This is a genomic window from Bradyrhizobium sp. McL0616 (assembly GCF_049993385.1).
GTDB lineage: Bacteria > Pseudomonadota > Alphaproteobacteria > Rhizobiales > Xanthobacteraceae > Bradyrhizobium.
Genome location: NZ_CP188255.1, coordinates 4813526 through 4837333 on the forward strand (window position 1 = coordinate 4813526; position 23808 = coordinate 4837333).

At 60.2% G+C, this 23808-nt stretch carries 30 protein-coding genes, 1 tRNA gene and 1 pseudogene; 15 read left to right on the forward strand and 17 right to left on the reverse strand.

Annotation, left to right across the window (positions count from 1 at the left end):
- Positions 1–124: 124 nt before the first annotated feature.
- Complete coding sequence (locus tag ACPPVR_RS23455; protein ID WP_426608948.1) at positions 125–3124, reverse strand: tetratricopeptide repeat protein; 3000 nt, start codon at positions 3122–3124, stop codon at positions 125–127.
- A gap of 220 nt (positions 3125–3344) precedes the next feature.
- Between ACPPVR_RS23455 and ACPPVR_RS23460 the strand changes: the two genes are divergently transcribed.
- On the forward strand, positions 3345–3530 hold the full coding sequence (locus ACPPVR_RS23460) for a hypothetical protein (protein ID WP_045007218.1): 186 nt from the start codon (positions 3345–3347) through the stop codon (positions 3528–3530).
- 265 nt (positions 3531–3795) lie between these two features.
- On the opposite strand, the gene ACPPVR_RS23465 is transcribed toward ACPPVR_RS23460, so the two are convergent.
- The 4 genes from ACPPVR_RS23465 to ACPPVR_RS23480 all read right to left on the reverse strand — a co-directional run bounded on the left by ACPPVR_RS23465 (position 3796) and on the right by ACPPVR_RS23480 (position 5551).
- Entirely contained in the window at positions 3796–4008 is a 213-nt protein-coding gene (locus ACPPVR_RS23465; protein ID WP_426608949.1) for a hypothetical protein, read from the reverse strand.
- A 1-nt stretch (position 4009) separates the two neighbouring features.
- Positions 4010–4195 (reverse strand): hypothetical protein, encoded by a 186-nt coding sequence (locus ACPPVR_RS23470; protein ID WP_426608950.1) that lies wholly within the window; start codon positions 4193–4195, stop codon positions 4010–4012.
- Positions 4196–4272: 77 nt separating this feature from the next.
- A complete protein-coding gene (locus ACPPVR_RS23475) occupies positions 4273–4488 on the reverse strand; it encodes a hypothetical protein (RefSeq protein ID WP_426608951.1) in 216 nt (71 codons plus the stop codon).
- Between the two features lie 505 nt (positions 4489–4993).
- A complete protein-coding gene (locus ACPPVR_RS23480) occupies positions 4994–5551 on the reverse strand; it encodes a transposase (RefSeq protein ID WP_426616167.1) in 558 nt (185 codons plus the stop codon).
- Between the two features lie 561 nt (positions 5552–6112).
- Here ACPPVR_RS23480 and ACPPVR_RS23485 point away from each other — a divergent pair.
- A complete protein-coding gene (locus ACPPVR_RS23485; RefSeq protein ID WP_426608952.1) occupies positions 6113–6895 on the forward strand; it encodes a hypothetical protein in 783 nt (260 codons plus the stop codon).
- Positions 6896–6976: 81 nt separating this feature from the next.
- Here ACPPVR_RS23485 and ACPPVR_RS23490 read toward each other — a convergent pair whose 3' ends face one another.
- From ACPPVR_RS23490 to ACPPVR_RS23500, 3 genes are all read right to left on the reverse strand, one after another.
- Entirely contained in the window at positions 6977–7648 is a 672-nt protein-coding gene (locus ACPPVR_RS23490; RefSeq protein WP_426608953.1) for a transposase, read from the reverse strand.
- A gap of 393 nt (positions 7649–8041) precedes the next feature.
- Positions 8042–8605 carry a transcriptional regulator gene (locus tag ACPPVR_RS23495; protein ID WP_426608954.1) on the reverse strand — a complete coding sequence of 188 codons (564 nt, stop codon included), beginning with the start codon at positions 8603–8605 and terminating at the stop codon, positions 8042–8044.
- Positions 8606–8608: 3 nt separating this feature from the next.
- Positions 8609–8815 (reverse strand): hypothetical protein, encoded by a 207-nt coding sequence (locus ACPPVR_RS23500; RefSeq protein ID WP_426608955.1) that lies wholly within the window; start codon positions 8813–8815, stop codon positions 8609–8611.
- 583 nt (positions 8816–9398) lie between these two features.
- Here ACPPVR_RS23500 and ACPPVR_RS23505 point away from each other — a divergent pair.
- Together ACPPVR_RS23505 and ACPPVR_RS23510 are read left to right on the forward strand one after the other, a co-directional pair.
- A complete protein-coding gene (locus tag ACPPVR_RS23505; protein ID WP_426608956.1) occupies positions 9399–9851 on the forward strand; it encodes a VOC family protein in 453 nt (150 codons plus the stop codon).
- A gap of 290 nt (positions 9852–10141) precedes the next feature.
- A complete protein-coding gene (locus ACPPVR_RS23510) occupies positions 10142–10780 on the forward strand; it encodes a glutathione S-transferase family protein (protein ID WP_426608957.1) in 639 nt (212 codons plus the stop codon).
- Between the two features lie 141 nt (positions 10781–10921).
- On the opposite strand, the gene ACPPVR_RS23515 is transcribed toward ACPPVR_RS23510, so the two are convergent.
- The 3 genes from ACPPVR_RS23515 to ACPPVR_RS23525 are packed head-to-tail and all read right to left on the reverse strand — an operon-like array spanning position 10922 to position 11643.
- Entirely contained in the window at positions 10922–11089 is a 168-nt protein-coding gene (locus ACPPVR_RS23515) for a hypothetical protein (protein WP_426608958.1), read from the reverse strand.
- A gap of 6 nt (positions 11090–11095) precedes the next feature.
- Complete coding sequence (locus ACPPVR_RS23520) at positions 11096–11341, reverse strand: hypothetical protein (RefSeq protein WP_426616168.1); 246 nt, start codon at positions 11339–11341, stop codon at positions 11096–11098.
- A gap of 47 nt (positions 11342–11388) precedes the next feature.
- The gene (locus ACPPVR_RS23525) at positions 11389–11643 is read right to left on the reverse strand and encodes a PilZ domain-containing protein (protein WP_426608959.1); all 255 of its coding nucleotides are present in this window, start codon (positions 11641–11643) and stop codon (positions 11389–11391) included.
- Between the two features lie 225 nt (positions 11644–11868).
- Between ACPPVR_RS23525 and ACPPVR_RS23530 the strand changes: the two genes are divergently transcribed.
- Positions 11869–11943: transfer RNA gene (locus ACPPVR_RS23530), tRNA-Glu, on the forward strand.
- Positions 11944–12219: 276 nt separating this feature from the next.
- On the opposite strand, the gene ACPPVR_RS23535 is transcribed toward ACPPVR_RS23530, so the two are convergent.
- Complete coding sequence (locus ACPPVR_RS23535; protein WP_426608960.1) at positions 12220–12498, reverse strand: hypothetical protein; 279 nt, start codon at positions 12496–12498, stop codon at positions 12220–12222.
- Positions 12499–12588: 90 nt separating this feature from the next.
- On the opposite strand from ACPPVR_RS23535, the gene ACPPVR_RS23540 reads away from it, so the two are divergent.
- The 4 genes from ACPPVR_RS23540 (at position 12589) to ACPPVR_RS23555 (ending at position 15741) form a co-directional block, all read left to right on the forward strand.
- Complete coding sequence (locus ACPPVR_RS23540; RefSeq protein WP_426608961.1) at positions 12589–12909, forward strand: hypothetical protein; 321 nt, start codon at positions 12589–12591, stop codon at positions 12907–12909.
- A 797-nt stretch (positions 12910–13706) separates the two neighbouring features.
- Positions 13707–13886 carry a hypothetical protein gene (locus tag ACPPVR_RS23545; protein WP_304501303.1) on the forward strand — a complete coding sequence of 60 codons (180 nt, stop codon included), beginning with the start codon at positions 13707–13709 and terminating at the stop codon, positions 13884–13886.
- Positions 13886–14179: a hypothetical protein gene (locus ACPPVR_RS23550; protein WP_426608962.1), complete on the forward strand. Its 294-nt coding sequence runs from the start codon at positions 13886–13888 to the stop codon at positions 14177–14179. Before ACPPVR_RS23545 ends, ACPPVR_RS23550 begins: the two co-directional genes overlap by 1 nt.
- Before the next feature lie 1403 nt (positions 14180–15582).
- Positions 15583–15741: a hypothetical protein gene (locus tag ACPPVR_RS23555; RefSeq protein WP_426608963.1), complete on the forward strand. Its 159-nt coding sequence runs from the start codon at positions 15583–15585 to the stop codon at positions 15739–15741.
- A 150-nt stretch (positions 15742–15891) separates the two neighbouring features.
- Here the strand turns inward: ACPPVR_RS23555 and ACPPVR_RS23560 are convergent, their stop codons facing one another.
- The 4 genes from ACPPVR_RS23560 to ACPPVR_RS23575 all read right to left on the reverse strand — a co-directional run bounded on the left by ACPPVR_RS23560 (position 15892) and on the right by ACPPVR_RS23575 (position 17919).
- Positions 15892–16050 carry a hypothetical protein gene (locus tag ACPPVR_RS23560; protein WP_426608964.1) on the reverse strand — a complete coding sequence of 53 codons (159 nt, stop codon included), beginning with the start codon at positions 16048–16050 and terminating at the stop codon, positions 15892–15894.
- 905 nt (positions 16051–16955) lie between these two features.
- On the reverse strand, positions 16956–17123 hold the full coding sequence (locus ACPPVR_RS23565) for a hypothetical protein (protein WP_426608965.1): 168 nt from the start codon (positions 17121–17123) through the stop codon (positions 16956–16958).
- A 294-nt stretch (positions 17124–17417) separates the two neighbouring features.
- Positions 17418–17564 carry a hypothetical protein gene (locus ACPPVR_RS23570; RefSeq protein WP_426608966.1) on the reverse strand — a complete coding sequence of 49 codons (147 nt, stop codon included), beginning with the start codon at positions 17562–17564 and terminating at the stop codon, positions 17418–17420.
- A 118-nt stretch (positions 17565–17682) separates the two neighbouring features.
- Positions 17683–17919, reverse strand: coding sequence for a hypothetical protein (locus tag ACPPVR_RS23575; protein ID WP_426608967.1), 237 nt, complete (start codon positions 17917–17919; stop codon positions 17683–17685).
- 563 nt (positions 17920–18482) lie between these two features.
- On the opposite strand from ACPPVR_RS23575, the gene ACPPVR_RS23580 reads away from it, so the two are divergent.
- The 3 genes from ACPPVR_RS23580 (at position 18483) to ACPPVR_RS23590 (ending at position 20369) form a co-directional block, all read left to right on the forward strand.
- Positions 18483–19622, forward strand: a complete 1140-nt coding sequence (locus tag ACPPVR_RS23580; RefSeq protein ID WP_426608968.1) for a YihY/virulence factor BrkB family protein — start codon at positions 18483–18485, stop codon at positions 19620–19622.
- Positions 19623–19856: 234 nt separating this feature from the next.
- Complete coding sequence (locus ACPPVR_RS23585; RefSeq protein WP_426608969.1) at positions 19857–20126, forward strand: hypothetical protein; 270 nt, start codon at positions 19857–19859, stop codon at positions 20124–20126.
- 42 nt (positions 20127–20168) lie between these two features.
- Positions 20169–20369, forward strand: coding sequence for a hypothetical protein (locus ACPPVR_RS23590; RefSeq protein ID WP_426608970.1), 201 nt, complete (start codon positions 20169–20171; stop codon positions 20367–20369).
- 402 nt (positions 20370–20771) lie between these two features.
- Here the strand turns inward: ACPPVR_RS23590 and ACPPVR_RS23595 are convergent.
- Positions 20772–21311: pseudogene (locus ACPPVR_RS23595) on the reverse strand (DUF3833 family protein).
- Between ACPPVR_RS23595 and ACPPVR_RS23600 the strand changes: the two are divergent.
- The 3 genes from ACPPVR_RS23600 (at position 21226) to ACPPVR_RS23610 (ending at position 23615) form a co-directional block, all read left to right on the forward strand.
- A complete protein-coding gene (locus tag ACPPVR_RS23600; RefSeq protein ID WP_426616336.1) occupies positions 21226–21423 on the forward strand; it encodes a hypothetical protein in 198 nt (65 codons plus the stop codon). The pseudogene ACPPVR_RS23595 and the gene ACPPVR_RS23600 sit on opposite strands and share 86 nt — an antisense overlap.
- 725 nt (positions 21424–22148) lie before the next feature.
- Positions 22149–22232 (forward strand): DUF3309 family protein, encoded by an 84-nt coding sequence (locus ACPPVR_RS23605; protein WP_420738275.1) that lies wholly within the window; start codon positions 22149–22151, stop codon positions 22230–22232.
- Between the two features lie 852 nt (positions 22233–23084).
- Complete coding sequence (locus ACPPVR_RS23610; protein WP_426608971.1) at positions 23085–23615, forward strand: PRC-barrel domain-containing protein; 531 nt, start codon at positions 23085–23087, stop codon at positions 23613–23615.
- The last annotated feature ends 193 nt before the right edge of the window (positions 23616–23808 follow it).

Here is a 23808-nt window from a genome sequence, read left to right on the forward strand (position 1 = left end):
CTCGAAGTGCGGGGTTTTCTTTTGAACCTTCCGTCGGCCAGCGCGTCTAATTGTTGAAGTCCCCAAACTTCACCCCCATCAGAAAGCCCCGCTTCCCCCAGGCGGGGTTTTCGCCTTTCCGGGGCTACAGTGACGGTACACTCGCCACGCTCTTTGCTGGCGTTGAATGCACTTCCCCAGGCAGCGACTGCCCGGGCCGCCACGCGGACACCAGGCCCTCGAGTTCGAGGCGAACGCACTCCACGACGCCGGCCCAGTCGTCTCTCTTTGGTTGCCTGAACAGCCTCATGGACCGATACCACGGGCTGTCGTCGCGGTTGCGCAGCCAGCGCCAATCCGGGTTGAAGGGCAATAGCGTCCAGACCGGAGCGCCCAGCGCGCCGGCAAGATGAACGACGCTGGTGTCGACCCCTATCACCAGATCGAGACAGCCAATCAGCGCGGCTGTCTCGCTGAAATCCGTCAGCTGTTCCGTCAGGTCGACGATGTCCACGCGTTCGCCGAGGAAGGCGCGGTCCTGATCCCGGACGTCCTTTTGCAAGCTGACGAACTGGACATCGCAATCCAGGACGGGAGCAAGCGTGTGCAGGGCCATCGATCGATCGCGATCATTCCTGTGAGCTGCATTGCCCGACCAGACAAGACCGACGCGGAAGCGATTGCGGGCGCCAAGCCGGTCCTCCCATGCCTTCACGCGCGCGACCGGAGGCGCGGGCAGATACGGTTCCGCGCTCGGGATCGTATCGAGCCGTGTCCTGAACGCTGAAGGCAGGGTTCCAAGAGGACAGTGCAGGTCGAACGCCAGCGACGTCGCAGACGGTCGACTGACGCAATTTGCGACGCCGGGTACTCCGGCCAGCAACTGCCGGATCGGAGGCTGGACCTCCAGGATGACTCGCGCCCCGAGTCCCGCCACCATGGGGACATAGCGCGCAAACTGAATTGAGTCGCCTAATCCCTCGTCAGCATGAAGCAATATGGTCTTGCCTTCGATCGGCTGGTCACCAAGCCAAAGGGATTGGGAAAAACCGCGATCGAGCAAACCGACAGGAAGTTTCCAGCGCGCTTCGCGCCCAAGCCAGCCTCGCTCGAAGTCTCCGGTCAGCAACTGAAGTGTCGCCAGATTGTAGATCGCCGGCGCGTTGCCCGGGTCGACCGTCAGCGATCTGCGAAAGGTCGCGAAAGCTTCATCCAGCAATTGCAGATTCAACAATACCAATGCTTTATTGGAAAGCGCTGCGGAAAAATCCGGTCGAAGTTCAAGCGCCCGATCGAAGCGCGCAACTGCCTGCTCCATTCGGCCAAGTCGCGCATGCAGTATGCCAAGTTTGTTGTGCGCGTCCGCCAGGCCAGGGTCCAGCGCAATGGACTTCTCGTAGTCGGCCTCCGCTTCCTCAAGCCGGTTCGCCTCTTGCAGGCAATCGCCGCGCATTTGATACAAGGCTGTGGAGCTTGGATCCAGTTTCCCGGCGACGTCCAGGCATTCGAGGGCTTCTGCATAGCGGCCGAGATTAAACAGCAGTCTGCCGCAGCTGTTCGCTGCCTCCAGATATTGCGGATGCAACTGTAGCGCCCGCTGGAAATGGAGCACAGCCTCTTCCATGCGATTGCGTTGCCGCAGCCAAATGCCGAGGCAATTCGAGACGACCGCATCCTGTGGTTTGGTCGCCGGGGCCTTGCTCCGGTGTTGCCGTGCTCCCGACCGCCACGCGGACACCAGGCCCTCGAGTTCGAGGCGAACGCAGTCCACGACGCTGGCCCAGTCGCCCCTCTTCGGCTGCCTGAACAACCGCATGGACTGATACCACGGGCTGTCGTTGCGGTTGAGCAGCCAGCGCCAATCCGGGTTGAAGGGCAACATCGTCCAGACCGGAGCGCCCAGCGCGCCGGCAAGATGAACGACGCTGGTGTCGACCCCTATCACCAGATCGAGACAGCCAATCAGCGCGGCTGTTTCGCTGAAATCCGTCAGCTGTTCCGTCGGGTCGATGATGTCCGCTCGTTCGCCGAGGAAGGCGCGGTCTTGATCCCGGACGCCTTTTTGCAAGGAGACGAACTGGACATCGCAATCCAGCAGAGGCGCCAGCGAGCGCAGGGCCAGCGATCGATTGTGATCGTTCTTGTGGCCTGGATCCCCCGACCAGACGAGACCGACGCGGAAGCGGTCGCGGGGGCCAAGCCGGTCTTCCCATGCCTTCACGCGCGCCGCCGGGGGCGCGGGAATGTACGCGTCCGCGAACGGGATCGTATCGAGCCGCGTCCCGAACGCCAGCGGCAGGCTTCCGAGAGGACAGTGCAGGTCGAAGGCCGGCGACGTCGCAGCCGATCGACTGACACAATTTGCGACGCCGGGCACCTCCGCCAGGAGCCGCTGGACCGGAGGCTTGACCTCCAGGATGACTTGCGCCCCGAGCGCGGCCACCAAGGGCACGTAACGCGCGAACTGAATCGAATCGCCCAAGGCCTCGTCGGCATGAAGCAAGATGGTTTTGCCTTCGATCAGCTGGTCACCAAGCCAGAGGGCTTGCGAAAAGCCGCGATCGGCAAGGCCGAGAGACGACGCCTTCCATCGGGCCTCGCGGCCCGACCAGCCCCGCTCGAAATCACCCGTCAGCATTTGAAGCAGCGCGAGGTTCCAGATCGTGTCTGCATTATCAGGGGCCAGCGCCAGCGATTTGTGAAAGGTCGCGAAAGCCTCGTCCAACGATTGCAGGCTCCACAACGCCCGTGCCTTCTCGTTGAGCGCTGCGGGAAAATTCGGACGAAGTGCGAGCGCGCGATCGATGCTCGCGAATGCCTGCTCCATCCGGCCAAGTCTCGAATGAAGCGTGCCGAGGTTCTTGTGCGTCTCCGCCTCGCCGGGGTTGAGCACAATGGACCGTTCGAAGTCGGCCTGCGCGTCCTCGAACCGGCCCAACCGCTGCAAGCAGAGGCCGCGCGTTTGATACAGAGCCGCGACATTTGGGTTGAGCCTGTCGAATGCGTTGAAGCACTCCAGGGCTTCGGCATACCGGCCGAGATCAAACAACAATTGGCCCTGTTTCGCTGCCTCCAGGCTCTGTTTCACGGCCGCCAGATTTTGCGGCGCGACCTTTTCGGATTGTTTGGCCGCGGCCCGGCGCAATTGACGATTCATAAGCTGACCAGAAAGGGAAAAGGAGGAGGTAGTTTCTGGTGCGAAGCTGGTGCAAAGCTGGCGCGGGCTCAATCGCAGGGAACGGGCCGTCCGCCCGGCAAAGGTTCAATCCGAACAGCCCGGTACCATCACGCGAGAGGCGCGACTAACCCACAGGCCAAGCCGCAATGAGGGTTCTCTTTTCGGGCCATCTCCGGCATAATGCGGCATGGCTAAAACAAAAGTGACCTTCAAGACCGTCCGCATTTCAGACAACGACTGGAAAATCCTGGCGGACTACCCAGACCACGAACAGCGCCAGATTACCGGCTTTACCAGCAAGGCGGATGCCGACGACTGGATCAACGGAGACCGCAAGATCGCGTGGCTCCGCTCTCAGGGCTACGCCAAGTGATTTAGCCCGAGTTGACGTAGCCCACCTCGACGTAGCTTTCGCGCGTCGCTCTTCAACTTCGCCCAAGTGGCATCGTTCAGAAGTGGACATTCCTTCGCATCGTCGCGAGGCGTCCACGGCTGTCTCGCTCACGCACACGCCCCCTGCCCCTTGTCGCATTTTGCTGCACAGGTCATCCTCAGAATGAGCCTGTCACCGCAATTATCGTGTCTCACTTGAGGGGTGCAGTCCAGCACTGTCACCGTAATCCCTGATACCTCGCCCCCTACGCTCCCCTGCGGGCATCCTGCTTGCCGATCGTGCAGCGCCACGCCGCGAGGCGTTCGGCCGGATGCTGCGCCATCCATTCGGCGAGCTGTGGCGCCCCTATCAGGCAGGACTGCATCGTCACATCGGCGAAGTCCGAGGTCGTGACGATCTGCTCGTGGCATTCCGTTGGAGATGAGAGACTGCAGAGCACGGCAATGATCCTGATCATGTCACGAGAACTCCCTCGAGCGGTTGGGGTTTGCGTTGCCGCCCGCATGGTCGACCCGCGGCTTGACCGGCTGCTCGTCGCCGGGATCATCCGGCGGAAAGATGGCATCGTAGATGGCGCGCGCTTCGCGGATCAGAAGCGCTCGCTCGCGCTCGGCCTTTGTGACCAGTCGAACAACCTCGCCCATATCGGCTCCAAGGCTGGCAAGAGAGGAAACAGAGATGGCGCGGTTGGGCGGCGACATCCGCCGCGCACCCCCCGGCATCAAGGGTACCATTCGTGTCCCGTGCTGGCGGCCGCACGCGTCGATGCCCTGGCCGCATCGGCGCTCGAAGCCTTCTCGGCGCGCCGCTGAAAGTCATTGGCAAGCATCTCGAGCCGGGCCGCGACCGCGACGTCCGTCGTGGTTCGGGCTGCGCGGAGCAGGCTCTGCGCCGTCTCCAGATATTCCTGTCCTCGTCGTGACATCGGCATCGTCATGACGCCCTCGCGCGGTTCTCTGGAAGCCTATCGAAAGCGATCGGGAACCGGCCCACCCAGTCGTAGTCGCCCTGCCGGCGCGCCGTGAAGCGTTCGACGCACTTTTTCGAGCAAAGGGGCTTTCGCCAGGAGTAGTAACGCACCAGACCAAACTTGCCGTCGCACACGGCACAGCGCCCGCTTCGACTGCGAAGATCTTCTGAACAGTTTGGCATGGGTGTCTCCTGTTGTGGTCGCGTCCGATGTTGCCGATCACCTTTTCTGTTGCATCGAGGGAGCCGCGTTCGACTGTCCTCCATGACTCGAGCGGCACCTGTCGTATCGCCGCCAGTGGAACCAACTTACGAGTCCGGTGCGGAGATATCTTTCAACAACGCGCCCGATATTGCCCATCCGCACGACTTGGGACGCGCATGGGGCGTACCCCAGCAACCGAGCGTTTGTGCAATGGACGCCCGATCCTGCGAACACCGATTACGGTGACAGTGCACTTAAATAGCTGAGTTCATCCATCCTCTGCCGCGGATGGCTTGGGCCCGCGCTTGGCTGGCTTGAGGACGCGCCCGGTCTGACGCTCAATACGAGCCAGAAAGCGGTCGTCGCCGAGCGGGCGGCCGATGCTCTCCGCTGAGCGCAGCGCGCCGAACAGATCCGCCTCCAGCTCGGTTGCCAGCAAATCGCCAAAGTCGGGAAAGCGATCGCGGATCGGCGTCAGCGCGGTGAGGCCGTCGTCCCGCCCGCGCAAATGGGCGCGCGTGCTCGCCCACCGCCAATCCTGCGCCCGCCGCACCAGCCGCGCCCGCACCGGGTTGAGCGACACGTAGCGCAGCGCTGCCGCAAGATGACGCTCGTCCATGGCGACGGCGCCGAACCGGCCCTGCCAGAAATGGCCGGTGCGCTTGCGTCTCGCCTGGACGGCTCCGGCATAGCTTCGATGCACACGGGCCAGCGCGCGGCGCAGACCGTCGGGGTCGGACGGCACCAGGATGAGATGCACGTGGTTTGGCATCAGGCACCACGCCCACACCTCGACGCCGGCTTCCCTGCAATTCGCAGCAAGCAGGTCGCGATAGAGCGCATAGTCGCCGTCCTCGAAGAACGTGCGCCACCGGACGAGGTTCGAAGTCTGCTCCGTAGATTACACGTCGGCTCGGGTTAAGGGCTTCATTGACGCCCCATGTCTCCCGCACCCACAGTTGGTCACCGGGCTTGCCGCAAGGGCACTTAGCAACCATCGCGCAATAGTTCGACTCACAACTCTTCCAGTCGAACACAGGCAGCCCGTAGTCTTTTTCCACGAAGACAGCTTTTGCAACGTGTATGGGCTGTGGTTTGATTATCCGCCGCGTCTGCGTTTTGCTGCCTTCCAATATCGCGCGCACCAGGCCGGCGCTGAAGATTATTGGGCGTTCTGTTCTCGATGGAGGTGTGATTGCATCCATGCACCTTCTTTCTGTTGTTGACGATGCACCAGGAGAAAAACGCCGGGCGATAAGGATGCATGCTCACCGCCCAGATGCAGGATGCGGAGAGAAGTCGTATACATCAAGAGGTTGCACAAAATTCTCTCATTAAGCGCTCACTGAGGCTCGCTATCCTCAATGTTAGGCGAGAGGCCACGACCATGTCCATCCCCGATGTCAACTTCCCCGACCTAACGCCCATCATCTATCTTCTCTACGGCATCATGGGCCTATTTTTAGTGGGAATGTGCGCGATCATCTTCTACATGCGCAAGCGGCACCCTCACGAGGTTTATGCAATCTGGCTCGTTGCATCGTTCTTCTTCACCATTCTTCTCGGCGCCAACATCGTTGCGCATAAGAACAATATCGGCCTGCTTGAAGTTTGCGGCTCATACGAAGAACACTGCAAGCAACTATACGCCATCATGACAAGTACTGGGGACGAACTGAAACTAATTGGCGTCTTCGTTGCAATAACGGTTACCCCCCAAGTTTTGGCTTATTTTCTGAGCGCGCTCTCGGGGTCAGCCACAGCGCCACGCTATGTGCGGACCATTCAACAAGCGGCAGCATGGAGCCTTATTAAGTTTGTAGCCGCTATCGGTGGAGGCATGGCAGGTTTAATCCTGTCCAACTGGATAGCCGGCCAAAAAACTGATCCCGACGATTTCATCTGGGGTCCGATGTTGATGGCGGTCGCATTTTTGTTGGCGTTTTTCAATCTCGCATTCTGGGACTTCTGGGGCTTTCTCGCTAAGAAGTACTCTATGGAAAGGGGCCTGATTAGCTTCCCGATCCGTGCACTGATTGCAGTTCACAAGTGGGCGACAAGAAACGTACCAAAACCTCGCCCATATGAGCTGCCCCGCGCTGCATTGATCGAGTTACTGAAATCAGATGCGGTATACAATTTCATCACGCAGAATAAAGAAAACACCTAACCGTCTATCAGTGCGAACCTTCCCAGGGCAGCGGCGAGGGGTACCGGCAATTACGGTGACAGTGCACTTAAATAGCTGAGTTCATCCATCCTCTGCCGCGGATGGCTTGGGCCCGCGCTTGGCTGGCTTGAGGACGCGCCCGGTCTGACGCTCAATACGAGCCAGAAAGCGGTCGTCGCCGAGCGGGCGGCCGATGCTCTCCGCTGAGCGCAGCGCGCCGAACAGATCCGCCTCCGGCTCGGTTGCCAGCAAATCGCCAAAGTCGGGAAAGCGATCGCGGATTGGCGTCAGCGCGGTGAGGCCGTCGTCCCGCCCGCGCAAATGGGCGCGCGTGCTCGCCCACCGCCAATCCTGCGCCCGCCGCACCAGCCGCGCCCGCACCGGGTTGAGCGACACGTAGCGCAGCGCTGCCGCAAGATGACGCTCGTCCATGGCGACGGCGCCGAACCGGCCCTGCCAGAAATGGCCGGTGCGCCTGCGTCTCGCCTGGACGGCTCCGGCATAGCTTCGATGCACACGGGCCAGCGCGCGGCGCAGACCGTCGGGGTCGGACGGCACCAGGATGAGATGCACGTGGTTTGGCATCAGGCACCAGGCCCACACTTCGACGCCGGCTTCCTCGCAATTTGCAGCAAGCAGGTCGCGATAGAGCGCATAGTCGCCGTCCTCGAAGAACGTGCGCGACCGGCCGTTGCCGCGCTGGGTGACGTGGTGCGGATGACCGGGAATGACGACGCGGGCAAGACGAGCCATGCCGCATCATGACCGCGAAACCGCGCGACGTCAATTTAGTGCACTGTCACCGTAATTCGGAGGTACAATCACTAATCGACGACATGGAAAAAGTTGCGACAGGGCTAGAGAGGCTTAGCTCGAAGCCGAGCATTCGGGCTTTCCTCGACTATTTCTACGCCCTAGAGGCCACGCCCCCAGCCGCACCGTCTACGGGGGTGCCCTTAAATGCGGTAGAGTTTGCCCATGGTCAGATTCTTGGAGCACAACGCTCTCTGAATGAGGGCGCAACCGCTCAGGCGCAGATACGAGTGACCAGAGCCGTTGGAATGCTGCGTAAACTTATTGACGAGGGTCGCGCCCTCGCCGCCTCCCAGCGTCCTAAGCCTTAGCCAGATATCCAAAACTAGATCGCTATCGCGGCCACTCGCGAACTGTGAGCTTTTCACGGGCAACATAGTTAGGACGGTTGGTGAGGTTGATGATCAGCGCGACCGCCGCCGTGGTAAATGCCCCCCTCGTGCTAACCGTTACGTCTTTGTAGGGCTTGGCTCGAAAGGTCATCGATGAACACAGCCCTTCGATTTTCTTGTTGTCGAAGGACATCTTGACCTGATGAGCGAACTCATTCCTGACCTTACGAATTAATTCACACTCTTGGCACTCGACCTCAGAGAGCAGGCCCAACGCTCGGACAGCAGCTATTCGTGCGGAGAAAGAGGATAGCGGGGCATTGAAGCCGGAAAGCAGCTTTTCGGCAGAAGACTTGTTGACGAGGAAGGCCATCAAGATGCGCTGCAGCAGATCATCTATGAATGCGGCCGCAGCAAGAGCGGCGCCGCGCTCGGTCTCCTTGTTGAAGTCCTCCAGGAACTCGCCGAATTCCTTCAGGTGAGGATGTGTCTCCTCAAGGGTCAAAACCCTATTTCGGACGCGGCTTACGGCGGCGAGCCGCCTCTCCTTCTTTTCATCGGTCACGAGTCAGTGCCTCCAGATCAGACCGATGACGGCCAGGCCGAAGCCCATGCACCACTGCCAGTATTTCAGCCAGAACTCGGCCATGACGTGCGCGGCCTTTGACGACCAATGCTTTTCGTAGTGCCCCTGCATAAACACCAGCGAGCTACCAGGGTCATTCTGGGGCGGGACATACTCGCCATCCCACCAGCGTTTCAAATGGGTTTTCATGCGAATCACTCCGTTTTTTAGACGGAGACCATCTATCATCCTCGGATTCACCGAAGTGCAAGCTTCAGAGTCCTATCCACCGATGAAACTTTGCGTTGAGGGAAAGCGGTGAAAAAGCCGATTTCGCTTGACCACCCACGCCTTGACGGCGAATCGCAAATCACCACCCCATGGGCAAAACGGAGCCGCCCATGAGCAAACTGAGATACCGGATCTACGTGGCGCTAGGGATAGTCCTAGGGTCACTTGCTGGCTACGGAATGGCTGAGAGCATTATCTGGCTACATCCCACTTGCGGGTGAAGGGTTTATCGAACGCCCGTCTGCTTCGCAGACCTTAGACCCCACGCCGCCCGCCCGAGGGGCGTTACAAGAGCCGTGGGGCTTAAGACACGGGGCCTCACTGAAATCGAATTCTGGATGGGTGCCTGCGCCATCCAAAAGGTCGTTAGAACAAGCCTCGAACGAGTGACACGCAATTGACACGCAACACCCTGCCCCATGTTGCATTTTGCTGCTATTTATCGCCCCCGGCTGCATCTGACGCCTGAAAAACAACAAACGTTCTCAAGGAGTTCACCGAAATGCGATACCTCCACACCATGCTGCGCGTACGCAATCTCGATGCGGCGCTGAAGTTTTATCAGGATGCGCTGGGACTGAAGGAGGTGCGGCGGATCGAGAACGACAAGGGGCGCTTCACGCTGGTGTTCCTGTGTTCGTCGGACGATCTCGAGACGCTGAAGAAGCAGCCACAAACGCGCGGCGCGCCGCTGGTCGAACTCACCTACAATTGGGACGAGGAAAAGTACGGCGAGGACCGCTTCTTCGGCCATCTCGCCTATGAGGTCGACGACATCTATGCCACTTGCGAGAAGCTGCAGAAGGCCGGCGTCACCATCAACCGGCCGCCGCGCGACGGCAACATGGCCTTCGTCCGCTCGCCTGATCTGCACTCGATCGAGCTGCTCCAGAAGGGCGAGCCGAAGGCGCCGGCCGAGCCGTGGTCGTCGATGCCGAATACCGGCCATTGGTAACGCGCGCGCCACTGGAACAAGCCCCCACCACGCGCGTTCTCTCTTCGACAATGCAATTGGAGGAGGACGCGATGGGAAAAGGTCTTTTGTTGTGGATGGTAGGCGTGCCGATCCCGGTAATCATTCTGCTGTGGCTGTTCTTCGGCCACTGATCGCCTGATCGACCCCTTGCAATGAAAGCTCCGCCTGAGGCGGAGCTTTTTGCATGATTGCCTCGCCGCAATCGCGGTCGTCGGCTGGATAAAATTCCGCTATCACCCGCGCAAGGCCAAACGCCGCGGGAGGACAACATGCCGGACACACAGCTGACGATCTGGGGCCGCGCCAATTCGGTCAACGTGCAGAAAGTGCTGTGGTGCCTTACCGAGCTTGGCCTGCCCCATGAGCGGATCGACGCCGGCATGCAATACGGCAAGACCCGCGAGGCCGACTATCTCGCGATGAATCCCAATGCGCGGATACCGACGCTGGTCGAGGGCGACTTCACGCTGTGGGAGTCCAATTCCATCATGCGTTATCTCTGCCTGGCGCATGGGCGCGGCACGCCGATCTACCCCGAGGCACCGAAGAGCCGCGCCGGCGTCGACCGCTGGCTCGACTGGACGCTGTCGATGGTGCAGCCGGTCGACCGCCCGGTGTTCTGGGGCATCGTGCGCACGCAGCCTGGCGAGCGCGACATGATCCAGGTGCAGAAGGATGCCGATGCGGCCGCCGAGGTCTGGGCGATCGCCGATCGCCTGCTGAGCGCGCGCCGCTTCATGGAGGGCGACCAGTTCACGCTCGCCGATATCGCGGTCGGCGCCTATGCGCGGCGCTGGCTCGGCGTCGAGGGCATCACCCGGCCGTCGCAGCCGCATCTGACGCGCTGGCTCGCCGAGCTCGGCAAGCGGGGCGGATTTGCGCAGTTTGTCGCACCGCCGATGTCGTGAGCGCTGACGCGGCTTAAGCTGCGATGAGAGCGCGATGAATCGCGACAGATGCGCAGGCGTCGGGCGTCACTCCCGCACGTGACGGCTACTGTGCATGGGGTTGTTTTCGACTTTTTTTTGTTTTGATGAGTCTGTTTGGCCCTAGCGCCAGCCGCGCTCGACCGCGACGACGCACATGATCAGCACAAGCGTGACGACGGCCGTCGCCAGCCGTGCGGTCCAGCTCAGGCCGCGGCCGACCCACAACAGCAGCGCGCAATACATCAGGGCGGGAACGAGCAAATCGGGCCGCAGCAGATCCGGCGACATGGTCCGCTAGCGCCTGACGCCGGCATCGACGCTGGTCGAGCCGCCGATCTTGACGCAGGTCCCGGCCGCCTCGACCCAGGTGAAGCCACGGCCATAGGAGGCGCAGGCGCCCGCCTTGGCGGACCCGGAGGCGCCCTTCAGCGGCAGGGTCTTGCCGGCCTGCGACGCCTCGGCGGCGGGCAGTCGCAAGGTCTCGGCCGTGGCCGCTGACGTCGCTGCGATGGAGAGGAGAATGAGGACGGTGGCGCGCATGCCCGCCTTGTAGCCCGGACCCGCGCCAGGCGCCATCCGGGGGCGCCTCAGAGGAACCTGATGCCGGCCGATTTGCCGCGGCGCCAGATCACCTGGCAGCTCCGCCCGGTCCGCGCATCCCGTGCGAAGGCCATCCGGATCACGCCCGGGAGCTGGCTTGCATCCTCGTCCGTCGTGATCTTCGCGCCCGTGCTCGAGATATCCTCCACCAGGCAGTGCCGCGCCGCGAATCCGCCCGCGAGCGTGATCCAGGCATGCCGCGACAGCAACTTGCGGGCCGCGCGCTTCGTGGGCTGTGGCATTGGCTTAAAATCTCCCGCTCCAGCGCTATCTCAGGGAACCCTAAGAAACGGTTGAAATTGCCGTCCGAATGATCCCGGGGCGGCTATCCACCGGGGGTCAAAAGACCGTTCCCGGACGGCTTGCCGACCGGCCCAAAGGCCATTATACGTTCGCCCGCCGTGGCCGCCGGGCTCGACTCGTGCGGCCGGCGGCCGTGCCGCGAAAAGCGGCGGGGCCTTGCGTTTGCTCCCTTCGTCTATCGGTTAGGACGCCACCCTTTCACGGTGGAGAGAGCGGTTCGATTCCGCTAGGGAGCGCCAACGAAATCAATCACTTAGCGCCCTCCTCCGCTTCCGTGTCCAACACATGGCCAATAAACGCGTTTGGACTCGCAGACGGCGTCGAGCGGCTGAACTCCGCGAGATGGGGCGGCTTTGCCTCGATTGGGCGGACGATGCGGATCTCGTTCTTGCGCGCGATGGACTGATCGCTTTGGCCGGCAGCTACGGCGCTGCGGCCGAGGCGATCGCGAGCTCGTCGACGATGCGTTGATCCTGCCCCATGCAGCCGACCAGACTCCCTGGGGCGGACGCTCGTCAAGGGTCGAGCTTTTGCACCACGCGCGGTGCCGACATTCCGAGCCCCGGCTGCTGTCGATCGATGCCCGGTCGTTGGCCAGCTGTCCGATCCGGCAATGCGGTCAAAGTCTCTTCGTCTTTCGTCAGCGCGTAAAGTCTATCGAGTTGACCGGCTGAACCAAGGAAGCTCTTAGCGATGTTCCTCAAGAGGAAGGCTCGACTTTCGGAAATGTTTGGATTGCAAGAAAGGGCCTTGTAATGACCTGCGATTTCTCTGCATCTGGCCGCTGTGATCATGTCGGCTCCATGAATTAATGATGTAACTGCACGACCTCCGGAGAGTTGCTATTTTTTCCGATGTTGCGTCGGCGGAGTATCGAAAACGAAATGACCAAGGGCTGGGCGCGGCCGTTCGAGGATCCGATCGAGGTGAACGGCCGGACTCTCGCGATGCTGCTCGATGCCGGCCGAGTACATGCGGCGCTGCCGAACAACGAGCACGACGCGCCAGAGTGGCTGGCTGCGATGGAAGCTCTGCTCCTCGTGGTCGAGCGCGGCGGCCCCACGCTGTTCGCCTGGATCGGCATCATGCGAGCGTTGAACCGGCACCAGTCCCGGAGTTTTAATCCTTGTGGGATGCGGCGGGACCGTTGCTTTCGAGGTGCAGCGAGGCTTTCTCAGCGTTCAGTTGGCTTATCAATTCTTTGATCCCGTCGAGCGTCGCCTGGTCGGTCACGCTCTCAGCGATCCACTTATAATGCGCGATTTTGCTATCGATGGCAGTGCACTTCTCACACATAGCTCGGCTCCCGTCCCCGGAGTCCGAACTAACTTTGATTAATGTTGTTCCGTGAACAGTCTAGCCAGCTGAGGATTGCGAACTCCAGAGAAATTGAAGTCGGATACACCCGACGGGAGTCCTGTCATCGGCCAGACAGGCCCGCCAGCATGACCGGCGGTCCTTTGCTTTTCCACACCCACGACGCGCAGTAGCTCGCGCGCGTTCCAAGACCATATCCGTTGTGGATTTGACTCATGACCGACGCCTCGGTTCGGTGGCGGCATGCCTCACCCGAACCGACGCCACAACACGCTTGGCCACCATGCTGACGGCCGCCCGGTCAAGATCACGCTGGGCGAGATGCGTGAGACCGGCGTGCGCGACCTGCTCGTATTTTGCCGAGACTACAAGTGCAGTCACAACGTCAAGCTCTCGGCCGCCTACGTCGATCGATGGCCGGACGATATCCGGCTGTCCGAGTTGGAGCCGAGATTCATCGCAAGGCGTGCGGCAAGCGAGGCGCAATTCTGCGCGGCGGCAGCGCGGCCACGATTTTGGCCATCCGGTAAAAAAACGGTCCCAGCACCCCTACATGCCGGGACCGTTGAGGACCTGGCGGTAATGGGATCGCCAAGCAATCCGACCCTAGGAAAATTCGGCAATCTGTCTGTTCACTTTTGGACGTCAGCTATAGAGTTCCATCGATGGGAATGGAGTAGCTGCAATGAAAGACATGCAGGCCCAGTTGGAAAAGCTCCGCACAGATGCGGCCGAGTGCGCCCTCATCCGCGACCTTGCGACCGATCCAAAGAAACGAGAGCTGTTCACCAGGCTGGCTGATCACCTAACGGTTCTCGCCTCAGAAGTTGAGCGCGCAATCGCGGACAGCGTAAAGCACAACTGATGAAGACAGGCTGGCAGCGGCCTTTTGAGGATCCGATCAGGATTGGCGATCGCACTTTGGTGACGCTACTCGACGCGGGCGAGTACATCACCGCCTTGCCCAAGAAGGAGCACGACGCGCCCGAATGGCTCGCCGCGATGGAAGCATTGCTCTTAGTGGTCGAGCGCGGCGGCCCGACCATGATGGCGCGGATCGGCATCATGCGGGCGATGAACCGTCGCTACGTCCCCGAGTTCAACCCAAAGGGCAAGGAGCCGCATTGGGGCCGGCGCAAGCTGAAACGGGATCGATGAAAGGTCCCCAACCGAGGCGGCCTAATCTTTAGGTCGGAGCCTTTAGGCCGGGCGAGGAGAGCCACTCGCTAATTTGGGAAGCGGTTTCCGCAAGCCGCACTCTTCGAAGAAGCATGTCACGCGCTACCCCAGGTGGGGTGCCACGAGCTTCTTTCCTCAGACGTTCAACCTCGTCCGAAGGGCGCTTGTCGAGGGGGTCGATTTGTTTGAAACGTCGCCGTTCCTGCATGGCGCGCTCCTTTCCCTAGAGGAAGGCGGGAGCGCAATCGGCGATCTCATCACAGATAAAAGCCGAGGTCCGGTCTGTGATGTTCTATTAACGCACGCGTAGCCGGTTGAGTTCTGTCCAGTAGTGCACACAACTCAAATTAGGCCACCGCACTTTTCAAACTAGGCCACCACGGGCCCGCCAACTGAGGCGGCCTTACTTCCGTTTTTCTTCTTGGGCTAAGTCAAACAAAAAATCCGCGAGCGCTTGCTTGCCAGCAAACTCCGCGGCCGTGCTGGACTGATATCCGTCTCCGGTCATCTTAATGCCCAGAGGTTGGCTCTTGCGACGTATCTCCCAGTTCCAGCGATCCTGGCATTCGCCGCGTCGAGAGGTGATGAGGTAATAATCGTGGACGGGGTGAGTGGCCATAGCACTAGACCCGGATTGCGGCACCGCAGCTACCGTATCGCAAAATAGGCCACTGCGAATATCAAATTAGGCCCTGAGGTCCGGAAGCAGGCCAGTGCCGACAGCACTAGCGGAGCCTGCATAGGAACGGTTCAAGCGAGCCTACGAGGTGCACTGCGGAAGAATCACCCTATAGCTTTCCGCAGTTCGCATTTGAGGCTGCCGATCGATGAAGTTGACCTGTGACCGTCCCTATTCCCAGCCGGACAGCCTCAACGCGCGGGACGACCTACGTGCGTCTGATCAAAGCTGACGGGCACGGATAGATTCGGACGCTGCTGTATTGTTCCTCGACTTTGTGAAGCGGGTCCGTCCCCAACGGAGTACCCCCTTTGGGCAGTCATCTTTTCCATTTCACCGGCATAAAACTGAACTGGCCAACCGGGCTGGCTCTTACCCTTCCAGTCCTAGCCCAGGAAAGCGGGCGGCGAGCTGCTAGCTAGCACTTCAGATTGAGGAACCAAGCATTGGGGCTGCTTTTGCTTTGCACAGCTTTGATTTTATCGGCCCTTTTCGGGATGGTTTTATACATAGCTTTTGATCTTCCCGAACATATTTACATCTCCGAGGACTAGGATTGGTCCGCGCGCCCATCCCCAATCAAATCAGTTCACTATGGTGGGAAACAGGCCAGCGCCGGGTGATCGTAGCCGGCATGCCGCCGATCGCCGGCCAGAGCGACCTCGGGCGTCCCCCCTTCTCACCATCCTAAGGCGTGTTGCACATGACGCAGTACTATTGCCGTGCTCTCACTGAAGTGGCCACCATTCCAGCGGTGATCCGCGGCATACGCCGCAACGGCAGCAAGAATGATGGCAAATCCGATCTTGCCCATATCAATGACGCTCGCCACGCCTTGTTTGACAGGGAGGCTGCCAAATGAGGCGCCTTGAACGAGAACCGGCCCATCGCCAACCGCGCGTTCGACGACGGGCTCTTCCGGGTGGATGGCGCTAGGTGTGCCCACGCCACAGACCGATATGTCAATCTCCGGGTTGGAGGGTCGTTCCAAGAGACGTCAACTAAGGTGGCCTTACTTCTCTTTTTCTTCCACTTGCTCATGCTCTAGGTCGCTGATCAGCTTCCCGATGCGCTCTGTGGTCGTTGGGTCGAGCGCGCCGCGCAGCAGGCGCTTGGATTGTTCCAAACGAAGGGCAATTTGCTCTTGGCGGGCTAGTTGGTCTGGCATCATTTGTGTTGCCTCCCAAGGTCAGACGGATGGGAGGCGAATAGTTCAAATCTTTTGCGGCGACGATGCGTGAGTTCGCGGCGCCTCACGCCTGTTTATGCAAGCCCCAGAATGCGATCACTAGAAGCGCCGCGGCCGCGATCCCTAGCAATGCGAGAATTGCTTCCGGCATGACGAATCAAGCCCCGCCCGTAGGCAACGTTACACGGAGGCGGAGTCCTGTCATCAGCCGGCTAGCGCTCTGGAGAACTACACGATTAGTCCGGCGGCCGTAGTCCAGGCGATCTCAGCCATTCGCTTATGTGCGAGCCGGTTTCGGCTTGTCGCACCCTGCGGAGGGCGGCCTCGCGTACTGGCCCATGAGGGAGCAATTCGGCTTCTTCGCGGAGGCGTCTCACTTCTTCGGCAAGACGCTCTTCAAGGGAGGTGGTTTGTTTGATCTGGTGTCGCTGCATGGCTGCTCCATCTAGAGGAGGCGGGAGCGCTAATGGCGTTCTCATCACCGATAAGACAGGGGACGCGCGGTGATCGCAGGAGTCTGGCACGTCCGGTTCCGGACACATGGTCAATACTGCTCACATCAAAAAAGTTAACGAAAGTGAACGAGGCCCACCGCCCTCCAAACGGGCCAGCGCCAAAGGGAAATGCCGCAGTGTGGTTCCAGCCCCTAATGCTCCCCCGGCTGCCGATTCAATTGCGGATCAGAGTGCCCAGGAGTGACTAGGCCCGCCAGCGTGAATCTTACCGACTGCGAAAGGCCGCCAACGGAGGCGGCGCATGACGCAGCAAGCTCCCCGCCCTGTCTGGTGGTCTAGGCCGATGGACGGGGAGCTGCTGCGCCGGACCCCCGTCGCATGACCAAGCTAAAACCGTGCCACGACAGTTTTGCGAAACTGACTTGTCTGCGCTCAATGAACGTTGAGGTTATCCAGCGGCAGGCGCAGTTCCGCCGCACGCTCCTCGCGATCTCGCTTGCGGAACTCACTTTCCAGCCGTTCGAATCTAGCCAATTCCTTGAGCGCTGCATCCAGCATTCGGTTGCGCCCGTCCGCATTCTGCTGCGTGCGTTCCGTCATACCCAAACTCCCGATGGCAGCGAGGATCCTAGACAACGACGCAAACTGCGAAAAGGTCGTCCCGTGACGGGAAATTACAGATTAATCACGGCGTGACGTGAAATGGCCCACCGGCGTGGACCGGCGGGCCCTTCGTCGTTACCGCCTCAACCGCCGGAACCGCTGCCGGTCGCGCTTCCTGTGTGCTCGTCCCCGCCGCTTCATTCGGCGCGCTCCGCTAGTATGAGGCGAAGCTTCGCCGTGATGATCGCTTAGTCCTCTGGCGAAAGCTGAGCGTACGTGGCCGCGAAGCGCTCAGCGCGCGTCGGCCATCTTCTTGAGGCCCGTGAGCATCCAGTCGAAGCTGATCCGGTTATCCCGGCAGTAGTCACTCAACGCTTCCGTCGTGGTCCGCCCGACCTTGGGAGGCGCTTCCAGCTGCGACTCGATGGCAAGCCACATGAGGCGGCTGCTGATGTGCCGCGATTGAGCTGGCACCGTCCTCGCTCAATCGGCCCTCGGCGGTTTCCCTCCGCTTGGCAACGTTGCGGCGGCGCTTCTGCTTTGCCTTTGCCATGGCTCAGACCTCCACCGATCGGTTGGACTGCACGGCCGCAATCGCGGCGCTCAGCTTGACCTCGGCCTTGGTCAGCAGGTCCGCGCGTGCGGCCGCATACTCCCGGTCCCGCCGCAATTGCTGCTGGATGGCGTTGAGCTTGGAGCGCGCCTTGTCGACGTCGCAGCGGACGTCCCGCACCAGGTCGGCCTCGGGCGAGGCTAGGATGAGGTCGTAGCTCCGGAACGAGAAGGTGTGCATGTTCGGGCGGCCGGAGGATTTATAGCTTGGCGACCGCCACCGCGCCGGGTCGCCTTCGCGAGAAGGCCCGATCGCTTCCGCCAGGTATCGAGCGGGAGCACGCAATCCGCAAGGCCCGGCAAGCCGAGACCAGCATGCACATGAGCGAATGGCTGAGATCGCCCGGACTCCTAAGTGAATGTTGAAACAGTTGCCGGCTGACCGTCACCTCCCGGTGTGTCATGCGGCTTTTGGCCTTTTTTTTGATGGTCTCGACGGCGGAGGATAAACGACCCTGCGTTCAGCCGGTCCTACCATGCGACCGCCTCGCGACCTGGGGGCGGGGCCGCGGACCAGTCGGCCCCCCGAACACCGCAGCGTCCTTGAGATTCTTACCCGGCTGGTTGACGGCAAGAGGATTGGTCGCACCCCCGCCAGAGTGTGTGATGTACTGGAAGTTAGGCTGTACCGTCCAACCGCCGTGCCTCCTTGATTGGCTGCCGGACATTGCATTCAGATCGCTCCGCAGGTTGGAGTTAGAGGAACTCCTCCTCGCTGCCCGTCTTGATTCTGCGGAGGAGCAGATGGCCAAGATCGAGAACATGCGTAGCGAAGAAGGACGTCCGGGCGGATGGAATATTGCTGCGGCCCTCGGCCTGTTGGCCGTAGCATTCCTGATCGATCGCGGCGCTCCGTCGAACGAAGATGCTGAAGACGCATCGCCGATGCCATCCAAAGAAAAGCGCGACGCTTCCACATCCGCCCTGGCTACGGAAAGTGAAAACCGCGGGCGGCAGGCTAAATCGCCTGCGGAAATTCCGGCCAAGGGCTGGAAAGACATCCTGCTGCGCGTCTTCGCCAACATCGGCGACCATCGGATCCTAGCTCTGGCCGCCGGCATGACCTACTACAGCATCCTCGCAATATTCCCTGCCCTCGCTGCACTCGTCGCGATCTATGGCTTCTTTTCCGACCCGAGCACAATCGCCAAGCATCTCGACGAGATATCCGGCTTCGTCCCGGGCGGCGCCATCGAAATTGCGCGAGAGCAACTTACGCGCGTGGCCACGAAGGGGGACCCAACCCTCGGATTTACCTTCGTAATCGGGCTCTTTATTTCGCTATGGAGCGCCAATGCCGCGATGAAGTCCTTGTTCGACACGATGAACATCGCCTACGGCGAGCAGGAAAAGCGCGGCTTCGTGAAGCTCAACGCTATTTCTCTGTCTTTCACCGTCGCTGCCATTGCTTTCGTCCTTATCGCGCTCGGCGCCGTGGTGGTGGTGCCGGTCGTTCTGGATTACGTGTGGCTTTCGCTTATTGCCGAACTCGTCATCCGCTGGGCTAGATGGCCGGTTCTGTTCGTGGCCGTCGCGCTAGCCTTGTCATCCGTCTACCGCTTTGGGCCGAGCCGCGAAGCTCCGCGCTGGAGATGGCTTACGTGGGGAAGCGTCGCGGCAACGCTGCTGTGGCTTTTCGCCTCTGCCCTATTCTCGTTCTATGCAGCCAATTTCGGGACTTTCAACGCGACCTATGGCTCGCTCGGTGCAGCGATAGGCTTCATGACGTGGCTTTGGATCTCGGCCATTGTGATTCTACTCGGCGCGGAGCTGAACGCCGAGATGGAACACCAGACCGCGCGAGATACCACGACCGGCGCGCCTAAACCGATGGGCGCTCGAGGCGCGAAGATGGCCGACACCGTCGGCGCGGCTCGCGCCTGATGGCCGCATTGGACGCCCTTCATGCCCATTTTGGAACCGAATTGCTGCAGGCCATCCATGCTCGATCCTTTCGCTCCCTGCATCGGCGGCATAGCGGCCTTCCTCGCCTCCCTTTCGTAGGTCCACAAGTGCGCGTAGCCTCGCGGCTCGACAGACGATCGTCGCTCTTCATGCTCGGGACGCTGACTCTCGGTTGGGCTCTGGATCATCTACGGCTCCATCCGGGGCGATTGGATGATCGTGGCCGCGAACGTAGTAGGCGCCACGCTCGCGGCCATCGTTCTCGGCTGCAAGCTCCGCGATCTCAAATCGCAACGCCGCCGAAGTCTTTCATCCACCGCCGAGGAATGCGAGAATGCTCATTGCGACTCCGGTCTCAGGCTCAATCGTAAGGGTCGCCGCCGACCGGACCACCATTTCAGCAAACCCGAGCAACACGCCATCGTGCCGGTCGAAGGCCACGGCATCGAAGGGATCGCACACGCCGGTGCCCCTGCGCTTTAAACGTGTCCTCCCTGAAGGCATTCTGTTCGTAGAGGAGCCCCTATGCCATACGCACTTTTTGAAGACGACCAGACGCTCAGCAAGGAATTCCTTACCGAGGAAGAGGTTTGGGCTCACGCCGAAGAGGCCGGCCTTGTTGATGTTGTCGCTGGGAAGACAGTTTTGGAAGACGGGTACACCATTCAGCCGTGCCAGCCGGACGATGAAACCGGCATCCCTGTCCCGCCACCAGCGGTGTCCTGATCTGACGCCCGTTCGCTTTGCGGACTTTGGACCCTACCTCTTATCGGTCCGCAGCGACGTCGTTTAGGCGCAAGGCAACGCTCCGTAGGTTTGTCTGTCCAATACAAGAGCGGGCGGTGTAAGAGCGGCTCTACAAGTTCAAGCAAGTACCGGTCAAGCCGCTCGCCGCGTAATACGCCCTCCAGGCTCCTCGGGCGGCTTGTTTGTTTTGAGGAGGAATGAACCGGGTGAAGATGGTCCGCTCCGGCGCGTATCCGACGATCTCGGCAGCAAGTGGCAAAAATCGGTTCATCCACGGGGTCACCCATGGTCCGTCAGGCCCGAAGAGATTCTGGAGATCAATGCAAAGATGAACCGTGTGTGGCCTAAGTGGCGCCAACAGCCTACCCATCCTCGTCTCCGTTAGAGCTTCCGATAGGTCACATGGGCGGTCGCAAATGGAATGCCTGCCCGCCCCGCGCTGCCTCGCACAATGCAGGCGTGGCGATCAATGGCATAGAACCAGTCGTCGAAGTTCAGCTTGGTGGACTTGCCGTCAGCTTGCGGGACATCCCGGGCGTATTTCCAGCAGAACGCGCAACCGGCCTATTCGCCCGTTGCTTCGCCTTCCAAAATTTCATGCCCCGTGTACTGACCGTTGCCAACCTTACGGATGGTCCAATGCAAGGTATCGCTGTTACCGTCATCGAACTCGTAAGTCTCGGTAAAGAGCACCGTATCGGAGTCTTCTTCCAATTTACCGTGAGCCGTGATGGTCGCCCTGCGTTGCAAGCCGCCGATAAGGCTTTCCAAGACGGCCCAACGCTCCAGGCTCCCGACGAAGAGAAGCTCAGGCAAGAATGCCGGAACGGCCCCTTTGAAATCGTCGATCCGCAGCTTTCCCAGTGGGCAGTATGTTGTGTCCCTCGAGATCGAATGCGACGCAGAAGATGCCAGCGACATGGGCTGGCGCGTTCAGGTGATCGCCAAGGATGAAGCCGAGCTCGGGCGCATCAACTATGCCGCGAAGACCACAACTGAGCGATTGAAACGCCGGTATTGCCTCAAGCGGTGACCGGATGATCCATCACGTTTCTCTCGGCAGCAATGACGTCAAGCGCGCAAGGGCCTTTTACGATCCACTCATGTTCCTCATCGGACTGCGGCTCCTTAAGTACTCGGAGCGTTCGCTCCACTATGGCGCCTCCGATATCATTTTCAGCATTGCCCCCCGCAGACGGGCAGCCCGCAACCGTCGGAGTTCACGTAGCCTTTCGGGCGCCGGATCGCGGCGGCCTCCGTCACCGCAGCCTCTGGCACTCGCAGATCGTCGTCTGAGACGGGCGCAATAGGGGGCGCTGTGGTGGCGGTGAGGCAGCAATCATTGTTCTCCCTCCCCGACGCGAATGTCATCGTGCCAGGCAGGAATTATATAGCCTTGGTCGACGTCGAACGAGAGGATGAGGGTCGATGAACGCACCCGCAGCAGAGGTAGCCTAGACCGCAACAACCGGCGCCGCGTCAAAAGGTGGTACTCAGCAAGCGCAGGGCAAGCCGGATGCAAAAACGACCGGGGAGATGAATGCTGACGGCAAGCGATAGCGTCTGATTCGACGACCAACTCGAAGGACTTCTAAGCCAACTACAGAGTGACCCCCTAATTGTCCTTGCGGGGAAGAGTTTGAAAGTGAGCAACATTGACCAGCTTGTATAGAACCCAAAGCGGATGCTGGGCCCCCGCGGAACTTAGTTCACGGTGGGCAGTTCGCTATTTGAAGTCATTACCAAAGGAGACTTCCTATGGAATTGATCCTTATTATAGTTGTTGTGGTGCTGTTGTTTGGCGGCGGCGGATACTGGGGTCGTCGTAGAGGTCATTGGTAAGCATTTGACACGGCAGCGTCGACAGAGCGAACGCGCCTTCACCGAATAAAGGGCTCATCCTTGCGGCGGCAAAGGATTTCAGTCCGGTGCTGGACGAACTTCCGAACTCGGCTTCTATTCGTGGCCGGCGGGATCGAGGCCGTCCGCCTTTTCAGGAACCTGAGCGTCAAAGACGAGCCCACATGAGATGCATCTCAGCGTAAGGTAATGCACGCCAGGACGAAGTTCTACGGCGCTCTGGATCGTGGAACGCGCGCTGCAGCGAGGACATCGAGAGCGGTTCGCCGCTATGGTCCTGCTGTTTTCCATTATCTGCCTCGCACGCGCGTCGAGAATGTCTGCTTCAAACGCCGGTCTAAGGAGGCCGGTTCCAACGTCCCCATTCGCTCGCTCGTGACTTGTCGTCCGCTACGCCGCTGTAGACGTGAACGTGTTCGAAGGTGACTTTCTGCTGGCCCTTGCCGCGATGCCGGTTCAAATGCCTCCGGCAGTGTGTGGGTGCGGGAAAGCTTGTTCGCGTGATTTAAATTCTCTTTGCGTCCCTCAAGCGTCTGCTCTGCAATCATCGCGCGGCGATAGCATTCCATCGCTGCGTTGTGAGACGCGAGCAATTGGGCCGCCAGCATCCCCTCCAACTCGTCCTTTGGATCTACGCCAGCAAAAAAGCTGAGGCCGGCCGTGCGCGGGCGATACCGTTCCGAATGTTCGGATTACATCGTCTAAGTGAAGGTGTTGGCTACTGGACAGGTCTTGGCCTGCGGCGGGGATCGCCTCCACGGAAATTATTTGCCGTTCCGTCGCTGGAACCAAAATCCCACCGTCCCATTGTCCCCTAAACAATGGAGGAACATCATGATTTCCAAATGTCTTGCAATAGCAATCCTGGCTACCGCCTCCATGAGCGGTGCAGCGTCGGCGCAAACAGCCACAAGCCAAGCGGATTCGACTACCAGTCCTTCCATGCACAAAGTGGGCGAATGGCGCGCGTCTAAGCTCGCCGGCGTCGACGTGTACAATGAAGCAAACGAGAAAATCGGCGACATCAATGAGGTAATTTTGGATAGGTCAGGCAAGGTGGCCAATGTCATTCTAGGTGTGGGCGGGGTTCTCGGCTTGGGTGAGCACTACGTGGCAGTTGCCTTCGATAAGCTGAAGTGGGTTGACCAGCCGGTGACCTCGACAACTGCGTCGACAACGTCGGCACCGCCGAATGCTCCTGCGCCGACTTCGGCTCCAGACAGTGCCACGCGAACCACCACCGGTGCCGCAACTACCACCACGACCACCACCACCACCAGCGCTAGTAAGAGTTGGTATCCCAATCACGCCGTGCTTAGCGCCACCAAGGACGAATTAAAGGCCATGCCGGAGTTTAAGTACTAACTCTCGACATACGATCCAAAAGCCGCCCCCAACGGGGCGGTCTTTTGTTTGAATGGCCGGATCGATGACGCGGGATTCTCCGTTGCGAAGAAAGGCCACTTAGAGCAAAGGAATCTAGGTCGGTGACGTCGAAGGTCAGGTGCCGCATTTCTTCGCGAAGGCACTACAAGCCACACGTTCCTAAGACAAAGGA